Origin of the sequence: Arthrobacter sp. StoSoilB22, assembly GCF_019977315.1 — a bacterium.
In the GTDB taxonomy this organism is placed as follows: Bacteria; Actinomycetota; Actinomycetes; order Actinomycetales; family Micrococcaceae; genus Arthrobacter.
This window is the reverse complement of record NZ_AP024652.1, coordinates 1,420,672-1,436,537: the sequence shown is the minus strand read 5'-3', so window position 1 is coordinate 1,436,537 and position 15,866 is coordinate 1,420,672. Positions and strand designations below refer to the sequence as shown.

Here is a 15,866-nt window from a genome sequence, read left to right as displayed (position 1 = left end):
TCCCCCGTACGGCGGCGGAATTTTCAGTCCCTAAGACTATCCCACGCGCCCTGCGGTCAACCAAGGAAACCCGAGATCGGGCTATCCATTGGCTTTGACAGCGTACTGTCTCCCTGGCCCGGGGCGCGATGGGGACTACTGCCCGACGCCCCGGCTTCACATGCCTCAACATTGCGGGATTTGGTGCGGTCCGGGGTCACCCAGGGTGGTGTTGCCCTGGGCGATGAAGCGGCCAGCATTGGGGCCGCTAGTCAGCTTGTACCACGCCGCGTAGTTCAAGTAGGGCGTGCTGCGGTTGATGTAGCAGTTGACCGTGAATCCGCCGTTGAACTCGTACTGCCATGGCGGACCATTGACCTTTCCGTCACAGCGGTGCCCTGGAGTATTTGGATCCCACGATGTTTGGCCGGAGGGCGCGGTATCCGTGCAAGTACGGTAGCTGCCGGGAGGCAGCGTGGCATCCCATGACGTCTTCTGCGGGCCGCTCTGTGCACTCGCAGAAGCCACGCCACCGCCTGTGCCCACGGAGTTGAACGTCTGGACCTCAATGGTGCGCGTCTGGTTATAGCCACCGGTGTTGACCACGCGGCTGCCGGACGCGGATTCGTTGATCCACCCGGTATCAGTTCCACCGCCGGTGATCCTGATCTTGGTCACTGCGACGTCGTTGCTGTTGGTGGACGGCGAGGACCAGTTCAGCGTCAGCGTGGTCTGGTTTTGCCCACCGTTGGCGCCCGAAGCAGATGGTGTACCGGGGGAACCGTACGGGGTGGTGGTTGCCGGTGCACTGGCATTGGAACTCGGCGCCACTGAGGACACTGCGGTGACTGTGATGGAGGTTGCCTGCCCGTTGGCAAAACCGCTGACCGTCTGGCCAGGCGTGATGGGTCCGGACTGGCCGGTACTGGCCAGGTAGCGGTAGCTGACCTCGTTTTGAGTAGAACCGTTGCGTTGTGTCTGGTCCAGGACCGAGAAGTTGATGGTGACGGCCTTGCCCGCTCCCCCGGTGTTGGCCGGGGTGGCAGAGACGTTCTCTACGGCCCCCAGCTTGCCGGTGGCGCGACGCGGCGCCGAAGATGCGCTGACGCCGCCCTTCCCAGCCTTATTTTCTGCTTGAACGGTGAAGGTGTAGCCTGCTTCGTTGTTCTGGGCAGTGAAGGTTGCTGATCGGACATTTCCCGGGACGGTCTGCGTCTGCGGAACGCCGTTTCCGCCGCTCATAGTGACGTAGTAGGTCTTGATGGGGTCACCGTTGATATCCGGCTCAGCCCAATCCGCACGAATCTGGTTGTTGGTTCCCACGGACTGCACCACTGCGGTGGTGGGAGCCGCCGGGGCTGCCGGAAGACCAGCAGGGTTGTCCTCCAGGGAGTACATGCTCCAGTCCGATGGACCGAGCTCATTGACGGCCTGGGCACGGACCTTGTACTTCACGCCATTCGTCAGTCCCGGCCAGGTGTAACTCAGGCCGGTGACCTCGTTCTTCACGGCAATGCCGTTGGCCGGCGGCGGAGAAATCTCCAAGTTGTAGTGCTTCACCGGAGAGCCCTCGGTCTTGGCCGGGGTCCAGGTGATGGCCATGTTCTTGTCACCGGCTTTGACTGTGGGGGCGTCCGGCGGCGACGGCTTCTCATCCGGCCGGATCTCGTTGGAGGCAATGGACGCCGGTGAGTCCCCTACCTCGTTGGTGGCGGACACGGTGAAGACGTACTTCACGTTGTTGGTCAGTCCGGAGAGTGTGCAGGTTGTAGTGGGACACACCTGTTCAAAACCGGCGGCCTTGACCGTGTACTTGGTGATGGCTGCGCCATTGTCCGACGGCGGCGCCCACTTGAGCACGGCGGTGCGGCTGCGGACGTCGGTCGCTACTGGTGCCGATGGAGCGTCTGGTTTGTCCCGGACCGTGATCCGTACGCGTCCCACTGCCTGCCGTGAGGGGTCCTTGGTCTTGTCCAGCACTGTGTACCGAACCACCATGACGCCCTTGAAGCCATCAGCAGGTGTGACCGTGATCGATTCCCCTGAGACCGTCGGCTGGCCGGCGGCGGAACCAGTTTCCACTGCGGCGCCTTCGATCGTCAGAGGCGAGTCATTGAAGGGGTTGAAGTCGTTAGCCAACACATTGATGGTTTCCGAGCGTCCGGCATTGGCTTTCTCAACGGAGTCGTCGTTGGCTACGGGCTTGGGTCGGTTCGAGGACACCACGGTGGCCGTTACCGTTGCCCGGACAGCATCGGACCTGCCGTCAGTGACCTTCAAGGGGAAGGTGCCCACAGCACCGGGAGTGACTGAGAGGTCCGGGGTGACTTTGAGGACCGTTCCCTCCACTTTGGTTTGGAAACCCGCGGGCTGCTGTCCGTCCAGCTCGAATTTCAGGTTTCCCTGGTCCCTCTCGTCCACGTCCTTGGCAAGGTTGGCCAACTCCAGCTCGGTGGTTTCACCCTTGGGAGCCTCGATGGAAGCACCGCTGAAGGTCGGGACGTGGTTGGCGTTGGGGTCCGGGATCACCTTGGTGATGATGGTCAATGTGGACTTCAAGCCTTGGGAGTCGTCCGGACCTGACCCGTCGGTCACCTCGAAGGTGATGGATCCCGGACCGACGTAGTCTGTCTGCGCTGCATATCTCAGGGCATTTCCGTCGCCGGCAATAACGTTGTTGGGATCGGCTCCCTGGACGCGGATCTTGTCTGCAACCGTAAGCCGTGGTTGGCGGCCTTCCCGCACGCGGACATACTCCTGGAGCGAGACCGTGACTTCCTTGCCGGACATGACCTCCACGGGCTCGGTTTTAGCCAAGGTGGGGTACTGCAGGCCTTGGCCTGGGATCCACATCACGGCCGTGGCTGATTGCCCGTCCATGTCTGTCACGGTGTACGGGATCAGCTGGTCCTGGGGGGCGAGTGTCACCACAACGTTCCCGGCCGCCCCCACCCGGGCGTTCGGATTCGCGTCAGGCAAGGTGATGGTCAGGTCTTCGGCGACGCCGTCCGGATCAGAGTCATTCTTCAACACCGGGACGTCAACGGCGGTCTTGCCCAGCGTCTCAGCCAGCGTGATGCGGTCGTCCACGGCAATCGGAACGTGGAGGGCCGCCGTCGGGCTTGTTTGCACCCTGACCACGGCGCTGGCTTCAGCCTTTTTGTCGTCCTGAATCCGGTAGCTGATGCTTTCATTTCCAGTGACGCCCGGCGCAGTCAGGAGGATCTTTCCGGAGGACGCTTCAACCTGCAGTTCCGGGTTGGCTTCGAAGGAATTCACCAATGCAATGGGGTCGCCATCAGGGTCCGAGTCGTTCTTTAGGGCATCCACCGCAATCCGACGCCCTGGACGGACCTCAATGGCGTCATCCACCGCGATCGGCTTTTGGTTATTCGCTTCTGCCGGCGCAATACCCACAATGACGGTGCCGGTGTTTTCCGCTCCGATCCGGTCCCGCACGCGATAACTGAACGTGTCAGTGCCTGCGGAGGTGGCGGCAGCGGTGAACTCCATGTAACCGTCCCGGACTACGGCGGTCCCGAGCGCGGGCGCTTTGTCCACCCCGATGAGTTGGACGGAGTCGCCGTCGGCGTCAATGCCATCCAATGGCACCGGGATTTTGACGGTCATGCCAGCTACCACCCGGGCCGTGAGGTTCCGCGGCTCAGGGCGGGTATTGGTGGCGTCGTCCCGGGCCCGGATACGGATAGTGACTTGCTGGGAGTCAGTTTGGCCGGACGCGTTGCTGACCTTGTAGATGGCATAAACGGTTTTGGGAATCTCCCCTGCGATAAAGCGCAGAGTATTGCCCGCAACGAACATCCTGCCGTCAGCGGCATCGGGCTGTTGCGCCAGCTCCGGGTCGAGCGTCAGCTCTCCGCCGTTAGGGTCCGAATCGTTGTCCAGGACAGGTATGGTCACCACGTCTCCGACACGCACCGACACTTCGTCCGGCTTGGCCTGCGGGGCCTGCAGCTTGCTGGGCGCAGGTACTACCTGTACTGAGATGTCTCCGGTGGCCGAGGCTTTGCCGTTGGAAATGGTGTATTTCAGCGACAGTTGGCCGGTGGCGCGAACGTCCGTGACCTTGACCACCGAATGGTCCAAAACCGCCACCGTGACCGGAAGGCCATCCTCCGCGGTGACGGACTGGACTACCAGGACGCCTCCGGCCGGGTCCGAGTCATTGCCGAGCACGTCCACCACGGTGCTGCCGCCACTGGGCAGCAGAGCAATGTCGCGGACGGCAACGGGAGCGCCGTCGTTGTTGCCGGACACGACGTCTACGCGCACCAGCTGCTGCGCACTCGCCGGGCCGTTGGTGACCATGTAGGTGACGTAGTGGGGGCCCGTGGACGTCGAGTTGAAAGTAAACGTTTGCTGGTCTGGACCTATCACGGCCGTGGACTGCTCATCCGGCTGGGCCTGTGCCAGCCGAAGCGTGCCGCCTTGCGGATCAGTGTCGTTCTTGAGCGGTGCGATCACCGTGTCCTGGCCTGCCACTGCAACCACGTGATCGGCGTTCGCAATGGGCGGCAAGGCCCCGGGTGCGCGAACGTCCACACTGATACGCCCCTCAGCACTGAGGGTGCCGTCGGAGACCGAAACGGCGATTGTCTTCTTTCCCGGCCCGGCTCCGGAATCCTGGAACGTCAATAGCCCGTCTGGCCTGATGCGGACTTGATCGGCGGGATCGCTGCTGACGGCAGCCACAGCAAAGATGTCGTCACCGTCGGGGTCAATCCAGTCATTAAGGATGTACTGGTTGGCGATCTTCCCCGCCTGTACCACCAAGGCATTGTTCCTGTTGGGCTTCTGCTGGGGTGCGTTGTTCTCTCCGGGCGGGACAATCCGGAGGTCGACGTTGGCCGCTGCGGTTCCACCGCGGCCATCATCCACGGAGTACTTGAACGTCTCCGCCCCGGTCTGATCCGCGGGGACAGAAATTTGGAAGCCCGTCCCGCCATAAACAGGAGCCAACGCACCCGATCTAACGGTTTGGTCGGCCGCAACCGTCAGGACATCACCGTCAGTGTCGGCGTCGTTGTCCAGAACCGGCAGGAGGGTCGTCTTGCCGGCGCGCACTCCAAAGGAGTCCGGCTTCGCCACCGGCGGCGTGTTCGGTTTGCTTCGGTCCGGGAGGACAGTCTGCTGGACTTCGTCCGCAGAGTCCTTGTCGGCGTCGTCCGATGTCTGTTGGGGCGGAATGACGTCGTCCCAGTTGTTGACCAACTGCATGTTCTGGTTGACCATCCAGACGTTGCCGGAGTTGACGTCGTTCAGAACCACGAGATCGCGGTTGACCCGGAAGACGTACGACGGCGACGCACTCGCCTTGGGAACATCGGCGCGGCGGTTATCAGCCTCGTTGCTGCATTCGCGGACGTACTTGTTGGCACCGGACCACGCCGCGTAGGTGCATGTTCCCAGCTGAACGGGCGCTGCGGGAATGCCTTCCCCGTCGGCTCGGACAGTCTTGGCGGTTCCACCGTCCAATGGTTGAAGGAGGAGCGCTTTGGTAGTGGCGATAGCTACGAAGTCGGCAGTCGGTCCTGTTTGTTGCAGCTTGGCGTCGCGGGCGTCGTCCAGGTGAACGGTTGCGCCGCCCGGGAGAACAATGTTTCCCGTGGCCTCGTTGAGGACCACTGCTTTGTCGCCCACAGCCGTCAACTGCAGGTCCCCTGCGCCCTTGAGCGCCTCGTCCGTGCGGACCTGCGAATCCACTGATTTGCCGTTGGCGTCCACCTTGGTGGCGGTGACGCTACCGGACTCGGGATCCACGGTGTGGATGGTGTCGTCCACGCCTACAACAGAAACAATTCCGGGCGATTGCTCGAACAGTGGTTCGGACTCATCACTGAACCCACCCACGGATCCGGCGGACAATGCCCAGACCTTGCCCTTGGAAGGATCGGTAACGGCCAGTACTTTGTGGCCGAAGCTCACATCCGCTGATCCGGGCAGCTTTTGGTCCCCGCCCAAACGCATGTTCGCGGCGCTGACAGGGTTGATCGTGGCGCCCTCGGGGTCATCAATGAAAACGTCGCCGGCCTGCTGGAGGACGTCGAAATCCTTACTCGCCGGAGTCACTGCCCCGTCCAGGGACTTCGAGGGGTAGTTGAGCCTTCCGGCGGCATTCTTGGACTTGCTGACCACCCAAACGCCGCCGTCATTGAGGTCCACTTCGGTGGTCTTGAACCCCGGGTAGAGGATGGCACCGGTCACCAGGACCGCGGCTGCAACTGAAAATGCAGTTGCCGCCATGACCTTCCGCCGGCGATTCCTGGCACGGCGGTTTCCGGACCCGTCAGGCAGAGCCATCCACATTCCCCCACAATTTAGGCAGCACAAGGCGGCCGACGCCGCACCCCACGGCCATTCACGACACACAAACAACGCTAAGACTACCGGGTTAATCCAACGTTTTGCTAAGTCGTGACGCAGTTCTCCTCAACCGCAGACACCCTCCACGCTCTCTCACATAACATCCCTAAACGCCGATCGCTCTCTCACTTTCTTGAAGAAAGTGAGAGAGCGATCGGCTGGAACCCGCGGGACGTGAGAGAGCGTGCGGCTCGGACGGGCCGTGGGCGAGTCGGCAGGGTGCCTAATCCAGCACCAGTCCCTTGCCCCGGCCGCGGGCCAGCATCACAGGATGGATCTCGCCGAAGCCACGGACGTTCTCCGACTTCTGGGGAACCAGGACGAAGCGGTCATCCTGGCCCAAGGCGGCGGCCGTCATGGCGTCCACAAGGACCGTCCCGGGCTGCGCCAGCGTGGTGAGCCGTGCAGCAAGGTTGACTGTGGGTCCATAGATATCGCCAAGTCTGGAGAGAATCCGGCCCCAGACCATAGAGACGCGGCACTGTGGAAGGATCTCGTCCTCCGTGAACGCCTGGGCAAGGGCCAGGGAAATTTCGGCTCCGGCTGCGGGAGTCTCCGCGATGTACAGGACTTCGTCACCCACTGTTTTGACCAGTCGCCCGCCACCCACGGAGATAATTTCAGCGCATTTGTTTTCAAAACGCTGCACCAATTGAGCGAGCGTTTTCTCGTTCATACGCCGGGACAGGCTGGTGTAAGAGACAAGGTCAGCGAATCCTACGGCCCGGGCCAAAGGCAGCGGCGAATCGTCTTCGTCGCCCTCCCGGCCTTCCTCGCTGGCCTGGAGTCCGGCTTCGGCCCGAACGGCAAGGCGCTGGACGCCGGCGTTGAGTTGGCGGCGGTAGGAGTACACCAGGATCTCTTCGAGGGAGTCCACCAGCGCAGGCAGCTGCGCCACCAGTTGTTTGCGCGCCACGGCATCAGGGATTCCCTGCTCGGACACCATGTCCTCAACCAGCGCTTCGATCTGCCACACCACCATGCGGTCCGTCATTTGACCGATGGAGCGGGTCACGGAGATAGCGGCTTCTTCCGTCAGGAGGCCGGCCCGGACCAGATCCAGGATGCTGGACAAGGCAGCTTGGTCGCGTTCCGTGAACGCAACATCCTCGTCACCAAAGTTGGGGAACCCCAGCGCGCGCCAGATCTTCCGTGCGGACAGGATGGACACGCCCGCACCGGCAGCAACTTCACGACGCCGGAGCTTGCGTTCTCCGCCAAGGAGCTTCGCCTCGAGCGCCTTAATAGCCAGGCGCTCCGCGGACATCACACCAGTGGGTGGGCCGGTTGGTACCGACGCCGGAGCAGGCCCGGCCTCAGTGTCCTCGTCCACGGAAGGCTCCGGAACGGCGTCGAACTCCTGGTCCAGGTCCTCGCCGGACTGCTGATCCTCAACGCTCATCTCTTCCACCATCTCTGAACTCCCACGGCAATTCTTCAAAATCCCTCAGTACTTCACCCTCAAAAACCTCACCTTGCGGGAGTTCATCCATCGCGTCAAGAATGAAACCCCGGAACTTTCCCACTTCAGGAACGTCGTTCATCACGGCTATTCCGGAGTGCCCGGTATCCAAGGATATATTCCCCGAGTGCAATGTCCGTTGGAGCATGCTCTGGTGGACACCTACATTGCGGATGGCCATCAGCGATACCTGCCAGTCATTTCGCCTAAACATTCCATTCCGGGCAAGTACGCGCCTGCTCGTCAGGATGTATTTGACCGAACGCCACCGCAACACCCGCCTGAGGCTGTATGCGGCAAGGAACCATCCGGCGAGTACCACCACGGTACCCATAAGCCACGGCGTCCATTCCGTCGTGATGAAAGGCGCAAGGCGCTGCGGGTTTTCCCTGACGATCCAAGCACAAGCAAAACCTGCAGCTGCCGGAACCGCAATGAAGGCCAGCACCGGAAAGAAGAGTGAGCGGGCCTGTTGGCGTGTGATGGTAATGACCTGCTCCCCCGGGAGTAACTCTTTACGCATAACCGCTTTCTGTGGCGCGCAAGTGCACCACATCACCGGCTGTCACAACGTGTTCCCTGCCACCATGGTCCACCACAAGCAACGAGCCGTGTTCGTCCAGGCGTGAGGCATGCCCCACGAGCTCGTGATCCCCCGGCAGGTGCGCCCGCACCTCGCGACCCAACGTCACCATGGCCGACTCAACACGCTTGTGCAGGGATGGGCCACCCACCAAACCGGCGGCGGGGTCCCCTTCGGAATTGCAGAAGCTGCGGTAAAGCCGCGCGAACCGTGACAGGTAGCTTTTCAGCAGCGCGGTGCGGTCCGTCGTCGTAGCCCCCTCCAAAGCAAGCGAGGTTGCCGTGGGTACCGGAAGTTCTTCCTCGGCCAAGGACACATTGAGTCCCACGCCCAGAATCACAGCAGGAACGGAGCCGTCACCCAGCGGAGTCATCTGCGCCAGAATGCCGGCCACTTTGCGCCCGTTGACCAGGACGTCGTTGGGCCACTTGATCTCGGCGGTGATGCCGGCTGTTTCCTGCAGCGCCTCACACAGCGCAACAGCAGCAAGCAGCGAAAGCCAGGAATAGCTCTGCGTCGGGACCGGCATGCCTTCAGCCGTGACAGGCCGCAGCACCACGGAGACCGAAACCGCCGATCGCTCGGGTGATTCCCAGTGGCGGTCGAGCCGTCCACGCGCCGCTGTCTGGTGCTCGGCAGTCAACACGGACAGGTCGGCCCACTTTTTGGGCTCCACGGTCACAGCCCGGACCAGGTCCTGGTTGGTGGAACCCGTGGACTGGACAATGTCCAGACGCGAGATGCCTGTAGCCGAGAGGAAGTCCGGCTGCAGGAGCGACTCACGGTTCAGAGCCTCACGATCCACCGGGGCACGCGACTGCCCGGATGGAACCTCTCCGGACGGAACCTCTCCGGTCAAGGCCTGGGGTTCGCTGCTCTCTGGCTGTTCGGCATCCATAGCTGAATCCTATCCAGTTGCGAGGTCCCCGGAGGGTGGCTGCCCCGAAATGCGCCTGGGAATCCGCCCATGGAATCTACTCAGAGGAAGATGTCCGGCACCAAGCGGTCTTCGGGCGCGCCGAGGCTATAGGGAGTGAAGTCCTGCACTCCGGCTGCGCGCAGCACATGCTCGTCGGTGTAGAAGTTCCCGCTAGATGCCGAACCCGTCAACACAGCATGGGCGGCATCAGCCATGATTTCCGGTCCGCGTGCCGCCTGCACGATCTGCTGGCCACCGGGCATATTCCGGATCGCGGCCGTGTCGATCAAGGTGCACGGCCAGAGCGAGTTGACCGAGACGCCGTCGTGCTTGAGCTCTTCGGCGAGACCCAGGGTGGTGAGGCTCATCCCGTACTTGGCCATGGTGTAGGCCAAATGCATCCCGGCCCATTTGGGATCCAGGTTCAAGGGTGGGGACAGGGTGAGGATGTGGCCGTGGCTTGATTCCCGCAGGGCGGGCAGCGCCAGCTTTGAGAGCAGGAACGTGCCGCGGACGTTGATGTCCTGCAGGAGGTCGTAACGCTTCATGTCCACGGCGTCGGTGCGGGACAGGTCGATTGCGGAGGCGTTGTTCACCACTACGTCGATCCCCCCGAAACGCTCGACGGCGGCGGCGACTGCTGCGGCGACGTCGTCATCATTGCGGACGTCCCCCACAAGCGGCAGCGCCTGTCCGCCTGCTTCGGTCAGCTGTTGCGCGGCGGTAAAGACAGTGCCCTCAAGTTTGGGGTGGGGGTCGCCTGTTTTGGCCATGAGCACAATGTTGGCGCCGTCGCGGGCTGCACGGGTGGCGATGGCCAGGCCTATGCCGCGGCTGCCGCCGGACATGAGGATGGTCTTGCCCTTGAGCGAAGCAGTGGCCACGTAAGGGGTGGTGCGTTGCGTTTGACCCTCTGTGGAGGCGGAGGAAGCGCCGTTGCTTGAAGTCATGCAGACACTCTAGCCCAACTATGTTACTGACGGGTAACATAGTGATGGCTTTGGCTTGGACGCGGAAAATTGTAGGGTTTCTACAGCGGTTCGCGGCAAAGGCGTCACTAGACTGGCCTGCGGGGCCTGTTCTTTGTACGGAAGCTACTTAAGTCAGCTACTTATCCGGACCCGGGATTGCGCCAGCGAATATCAGCTACAGAGCCGGAGACACTTGATGAGCCACGATCTGACAACGACAGCGGGAAAGATTGCAGACTTCCGCGACCGCCAGGCCCGTGCAGAACAGCCTTCCGGCCCGGAAGCGATCGAAAAGCAGCATGCCCGCGGCAAGAACACCGCCCGCGAACGCATCGACCTCCTGGTTGACCCGGGATCCTTCGTCGAGTTCGACGCCCTCGCAGTGCACCGCTCCACTGCTTTCGGCATGGAAAAGAAGAAACCGCTTGGTGACGGCGTTGTTTCCGGTTACGGCACAGTGGACGGCCGCCTGATCGCCATCTACAGCCAGGACTTCAGTGTCTACGGCGGCTCGCTGAGCCAGGTCAACGGCGAAAAGATCGTCAAGGTCCAGGAGTTCGCCCTCCGGAACGGTTGCCCGGTTGTGGGTATTAACGACGGCGGCGGCGCGCGTATTCAGGAAGGCGTGGCCTCGTTGGCCATGTTCGCGGACATTTTCCGCAACAACGTCCATGCTTCCGGCGTGGTCCCCCAGATCTCCCTCATCATGGGCCCGTGCGCCGGCGGTGCCGCCTACTCCCCCGCCCTGACCGACTATGTGGTCATGGTGGACAAGACGTCCCACATGTTCATCACCGGACCGGACGTCATCAAGACCGTTACGGGCGAAGACGTGGACATGGAAACCCTCGGTGGCGCCCGGCAGCACAATGCCACCACCGGCACCTCCACCTACCTCGCGTCCGATGAAGCTGACGCCATTGAGTTCGTCCGCGAGCTCTTGGACTTCCTCCCCTCTAACAACCTGTCCGAGGCCCCCGTGGTGGAGCACGACCAGGAACTGGAACTCAATGAGGACGACCACGCACTGGATGCGCTGATTCCCGATTCCGCCAACCAGCCGTACGACATGCGCAAGGTCATCGAGCAGATTGTGGACGACGCACACTTCCTCGAAATGCAGTCCCTGTACGCCCCCAACGTGATGATCGGCTATGGCCGCGTTGAGGGACATACCGTGGGTATCGTGGCCAACCAGCCCATGCAATTCGCGGGAACGCTGGACATCTCCGCCTCCGAGAAAGCCGCCCGCTTCGTTCGCCACTGCGACGCCTTCAACGTTCCGATCATCACGCTGGTTGACGTTCCCGGCTTCCTGCCCGGCAAGGACCAGGAATTCCAGGGCATCATTCGCCGCGGCGCCAAGCTCCTCTACGCCTACGCCGAAGCGACGGTCCCCAAGCTCACGGTCATCACCCGCAAGGCCTACGGTGGCGCGTACATCGTGATGGGCTCCAAGAAGCTCGGAGCCGACCTCAACCTGGCATGGCCCACCGCCCAGATTGGCGTCATGGGCGCCCAGGGTGCAGTGAATATCCTTTACCGTCGCGATCTCGCAGCGGTGGCCGAAGCCGGCGGTGACGTCGAAGCCAAGCGCGCGGAGATCATCCAGGGGTACGAGGAAGAACTCCTCAACCCGTACCAGGCAGCCGAGCTGGGTTATGTTGACGCTGTCATTGCTCCGTCGGATACGCGCCTGCAGATCATCCGCGGGCTCCGCGCCCTCCGCGACAAGCGCGCGAGCCTGCCCACCAAGAAGCATGGGAACATCCCGCTGTGAGCGCGCCTAAGCACCGCGCCGATCCTGCGCCTGACCAGGAACCGGCCACTCCCCTGTTCTCGGTGGTCAAGGGCGAACCGACAGCCGAAGAGCTCGCGGCGCTTGCCGCCGTCGTGGTTTCCCTCGGCGGCCAGCAGGAAGCGGCGCCGTCCAAGCCGAACGTCCGGCACTGGGTGCGCCGCCAGCAACTGCGCCTGGACCCCACACCGGGTCCTGGTGCTTGGAAGCGCAGCCGGGGTTAATTCCCACGTTCGTAGAAAAGTTCAACAACCCTTTCACGTAAGCGGTCTCACGGCTAGGCTCTGTGGGTGACTACTGCAAACACCCCCGTACGCCCCAAGTCCGCCATCGATGCCGTCGCTGACGCGTACACAGAAAAGCTGATCGAACTCAATCCCAGCTTCGCCACCACGCTGGGCTTGCCGGGACACGAAACCGAATACCAGGACTACTCCCCTGCCGGTCTTGCGTCCCACGCACAGGCAACCAGATTGGCCTTGGACGCCCTGGCAGGCCTCGAGCCTTCCGATGACGTGGACGCCGTCACCTTGGACGCCATGCGCGAGCGCCTCGGCTTGGAACTGGAGATCCACGAGTCCGGCTGGGATGCGGCCGACCTGAACAACATCGCCTCCCCCGCGCAGGACATCCGCGCCATCTTCGACCTCATGCCCACGGACACGGTTGAACACTGGGAGCACATTGCAGGCCGTGCTGCCAACGTTCCGGGCGCGATTGAGGGCTACATGGTGTCACTTCGATCGGCTGCTGAGGCCGGCAAAGTAGCCGCCGCGCGCCAGGTGCAGATCGTCATCGAGCAGACCGGCCGGTACGCCGCTGAGGATGGCTTCTTCGCCAAAATGGCTGCCACCGCTGCCGCAGGGGGCACACCGCTGCCCGCGGACGTTCAATCAAAGCTCGACGCCGGGACTGCGGCTGCGCGTTCTGCGTACAGCGCCTTGGGCGACTTCCTTAGGGACGAACTCCTCCCCGCAGCCCCGGAAAAGGATGCGGTGGGCCGCGAACGGTACGCCCTGGCCTCCCGCTCCTTTGTTGGCGCGGAAGTCGATCTGGAAGAGACGTACGCTTGGGGCGTCCGGGAGCTCGAGAGGCTTATTGGCGAGCAGGAAAAGGTCGCGGCGCAGATCAAGCCCGGCGCATCCATCGAAGAAGCCAAGGCCATCCTGAACAGCGACCCTGCCCGCCAGATCAAGGGCACCGACGCCTTGAAAGCCTGGATGCAGGAACTCTCCGATCGAGCGGTGTCCGAGCTGGCCGACGTCCACTTCGACATCCCGGACGTCATGCGGACCCTCGAATGCATGATTGCCCCTACCGACGAAGGCGGCATCTACTACACCGGACCTTCCGACGATTTCTCCAGGCCCGGACGCATGTGGTGGTCCGTGCCCGCCGGCGAAGACACCTTCACCACATGGTCCGAAACCACCACCGTGTTCCATGAAGGAGTCCCCGGGCACCACCTCCAGGTAGCCACAGCCACCTACCGCCGCGAACTCCTGAACAACTGGAGGCGCAACGTCTGCTGGGTTTCCGGCCACGGCGAAGGCTGGGCACTTTACGCCGAGCAACTCATGCTGGAACTCGGGTACCTGAAAGATCCGGGCGATCACATGGGCATGCTCGATGGTCAGCGGATGCGGGCAGCACGCGTGGTTTTCGACATCGGTGTGCACCTGGAACTCCCCGTCCCCGAGCGCTGGGGCAGCGGAACCTGGACCCCAGAAAAGGGCTTCGACTTCCTCAAAGCCAACCTCGACATCAGCGAAGGGCAGCTCCAGTTCGAGTTCACCCGCTACCTCGGCTGGCCCGGACAAGCGCCGTCCTACAAGGTGGGGCAGCGTTTGTGGGAACAGATCCGCGCTGAGCTTGAATCCAGGGAAGGCTTTGACCTGAAGTCGTTCCACAGCAAGGCGCTGAACATAGGTTCGGTTGGGTTGGACGTGCTTCGCCGGGCGCTGCTGGGCTGATCTGCTCCAGTTCCCTCCTCGCGCACCCCTTCGGCCCCAGGGTCGCACCCGTTCGCGCGCTTCGCACCAGTGGTTATGGGTGCGATCCGCGGGAAGGGGTGCACCATCGGGTGAAAGGATCGCAGCGCACTCGGAGATCATCGCCACACTGTTTCCGGGAATAACTTCACAAAAGCCCGCGCCGGGCCCGCGAATTAGCGGTTCACGATGGAGGGCAGCAGAGGGGTGGACGTAACATTTCTCAACGTTCGTTCGCTATGTTATTTGCGATGCACCTAACGTGTTCCGGTGAGCACCTCAACCAACACTTCACCAGCAGCTGGCAAGTCCGGCTTCCGGCTCCCCAAATGGGCCGGATCCTTCGGCGTCCAGATCATCGCAGCCCTCATCGTCGGCCTGGTCCTCGGCCTCATCGCCAAGTACACGGGCAGCACCAAGACTGCGCCCAACGGCCTCGGCGCGACGCTCCAGACGATCGGCTCCAGCTACGTCTCGTTGCTGCAAACCGCCGTCGTTCCTTTGATTTTTACCGCCGTGGTCAGCTCCATCGCCAACCTGCGTCAGGTGTCCAACGCAGCGCGCCTGGCATGGAACACTCTGCTCTGGTTCGCTATCACGTCGCTGGTCTCGGTGCTGATCGGCATCGGCTTGGGTGTACTCCTGCAGCCGGGCGCGGCCACCGGCATCACCGAAGAAGCTAAGTACGCTGGCAAGACCGGCGACTGGTGGGCGTTCCTGATTGGCTTGTTCCCCAAGAACTTCCTGGGTCTCGGAGCCAGCTCCACCGTCACCGAAAGTGCCAACGCCGCAACCACAGTCAGCACTGCCGTCAACTTCAACGTGTTGCAGATTTTGGTTATCGCGATCGCGGTCGGCGTTGCCGCACTCAAGGTTGGCAAGCAGGCCGAAGCTTTCCTGACATTCAACGCTTCCGCACTGGCAGTCATTCAAAAGGTCCTCTGGTGGATCATCCGCCTGGCCCCGCTGGGCACCATAGGCCTGATCGGTAACGCTGTAGCCATCTACGGCTGGGACACCATCGGATCCCTGGGCAAGTTCACGGCCGCCATCTACATCGGCCTGGCGTTGGTGCTCTTCGTGCTCTACCCCATCTTGGTACGCATTCACGGGCTGTCCATCAAGCAGTACTTCTCCGGTGTTTGGCCGGCCGTGCAGCTGGCGTTTGTGTCCCGTTCCTCCATCGGCACGCTGCCGCTGACGCAGCGCGTCACTGAGCGGAACCTGGGCGTCCCCTCCGGCTACGCTTCCTTCGCAGTGCCGCTGGGCGCCACCACCAAGATGGACGGCTGCGCAGCAATTTATCCGGCCATCGCGGCGATCTTCGTGGCACAGTTCTTCGGCATCAACCTGGACTTCAGCCAGTACCTGCTGATCGTGCTGGTCTCGGTCCTCGGTTCCGCTGCCACTGCAGGTACCACCGGCGCCGTCGTGATGCTCACACTGACCCTGTCCACGCTGGGACTGCCGCTTGCCGGCGTCGGCCTGCTGTTGGCGATCGACCCCATCCTGGACATGGGCCGCACTGCAGTCAACGTGGCGGGCCAAGCGCTCGTCCCGGCCATCGTGGCCAAGCGTCAGGGAATCCTGGACGAGACCCTCTACAACGCACCCCGCAACGGTGCCGCGTTCGCTGATGAGTTTGCAGCCGACAAGGCAGCAGCAGAAAGCAACGAGCGCGAACTGGCTGATTCAAAAGCCTGAGGCGCGCCCTTGTGAACCGACGCGAATCCCCCGGGGAGTTCTCCCCGGGGGATTTCCCTGATTAAGGGGCCAAGT

At 62.5% G+C, this 15,866-nt stretch carries 9 protein-coding genes; 4 read left to right on the top strand and 5 right to left on the bottom strand.

Going from position 1 to position 15,866, the window contains the following annotated elements:
• Positions 1-165: 165 nt before the first annotated feature.
• The 5 genes from LDN70_RS06850 to LDN70_RS06830 all read right to left on the bottom strand — a co-directional run bounded on the left by LDN70_RS06850 (position 166) and on the right by LDN70_RS06830 (position 10,277).
• Positions 166-6,300, bottom strand: coding sequence for an Ig-like domain-containing protein (locus LDN70_RS06850; RefSeq protein WP_223942130.1), 6,135 nt, complete (start codon positions 6,298-6,300; stop codon positions 166-168).
• A 286-nt stretch (positions 6,301-6,586) separates the two neighbouring features.
• Positions 6,587-7,765, bottom strand: coding sequence for an adenylate/guanylate cyclase domain-containing protein (locus LDN70_RS06845; RefSeq protein WP_142939782.1), 1,179 nt, complete (start codon positions 7,763-7,765; stop codon positions 6,587-6,589).
• A complete protein-coding gene (locus LDN70_RS06840; protein WP_142939783.1) occupies positions 7,755-8,348 on the bottom strand; it encodes a PH domain-containing protein in 594 nt (197 codons plus the stop codon). The genes LDN70_RS06845 and LDN70_RS06840 overlap by 11 nt, the downstream gene beginning before the upstream one ends.
• Entirely contained in the window at positions 8,341-9,306 is a 966-nt protein-coding gene (locus LDN70_RS06835) for a biotin--[acetyl-CoA-carboxylase] ligase (RefSeq protein ID WP_223942129.1), read from the bottom strand. Before LDN70_RS06835 ends, LDN70_RS06840 begins: the two co-directional genes overlap by 8 nt.
• A gap of 80 nt (positions 9,307-9,386) precedes the next feature.
• Positions 9,387-10,277 (bottom strand): SDR family oxidoreductase, encoded by an 891-nt coding sequence (locus LDN70_RS06830; RefSeq protein WP_223942128.1) that lies wholly within the window; start codon positions 10,275-10,277, stop codon positions 9,387-9,389.
• A gap of 217 nt (positions 10,278-10,494) precedes the next feature.
• Here LDN70_RS06830 and LDN70_RS06825 point away from each other — a divergent pair, with 217 nt between their 5' ends.
• The 4 genes from LDN70_RS06825 to LDN70_RS06810 all read left to right on the top strand — a co-directional run bounded on the left by LDN70_RS06825 (position 10,495) and on the right by LDN70_RS06810 (position 15,791).
• Positions 10,495-12,078 carry an acyl-CoA carboxylase subunit beta gene (locus LDN70_RS06825; RefSeq protein WP_223942127.1) on the top strand — a complete coding sequence of 528 codons (1,584 nt, stop codon included), beginning with the start codon at positions 10,495-10,497 and terminating at the stop codon, positions 12,076-12,078.
• Positions 12,075-12,320, top strand: a complete 246-nt coding sequence (locus tag LDN70_RS06820) for an acyl-CoA carboxylase epsilon subunit (RefSeq protein ID WP_166841389.1) — start codon at positions 12,075-12,077, stop codon at positions 12,318-12,320. Before LDN70_RS06825 ends, LDN70_RS06820 begins: the two co-directional genes overlap by 4 nt.
• 66 nt (positions 12,321-12,386) lie before the next feature.
• Complete coding sequence (locus LDN70_RS06815) at positions 12,387-14,069, top strand: DUF885 domain-containing protein (RefSeq protein WP_223942126.1); 1,683 nt, start codon at positions 12,387-12,389, stop codon at positions 14,067-14,069.
• Between the two features lie 288 nt (positions 14,070-14,357).
• The gene (locus tag LDN70_RS06810) at positions 14,358-15,791 is read left to right on the top strand and encodes a dicarboxylate/amino acid:cation symporter (RefSeq protein ID WP_166841391.1); all 1,434 of its coding nucleotides are present in this window, start codon (positions 14,358-14,360) and stop codon (positions 15,789-15,791) included.
• The last annotated feature ends 75 nt before the right edge of the window (positions 15,792-15,866 follow it).

Bases quoted from the DNA above. Each gene is read 5' to 3' on its own strand.
- LDN70_RS06845 (WP_142939782.1), bottom strand. From the start codon at position 7,765: ATGAGCGTTGAGGATCAGCAGTCCGGCGAGGACCTGGACCAGGAGTTC.
- LDN70_RS06835 (WP_223942129.1), bottom strand. From the start codon at position 9,306: ATGGATGCCGAACAGCCAGAGAGCAGCGAACCCCAGGCCTTGACCGGA.
- LDN70_RS06840 (WP_142939783.1), bottom strand. From the start codon at position 8,348: ATGCGTAAAGAGTTACTCCCGGGGGAGCAGGTCATTACCATCACACGC.
- LDN70_RS06830 (WP_223942128.1), bottom strand. From the start codon at position 10,277: ATGACTTCAAGCAACGGCGCTTCCTCCGCCTCCACAGAGGGTCAAACG.
- LDN70_RS06850 (WP_223942130.1), bottom strand. From the start codon at position 6,300: ATGGCTCTGCCTGACGGGTCCGGAAACCGCCGTGCCAGGAATCGCCGG.
- LDN70_RS06825 (WP_223942127.1), top strand. From the start codon at position 10,495: ATGAGCCACGATCTGACAACGACAGCGGGAAAGATTGCAGACTTCCGC.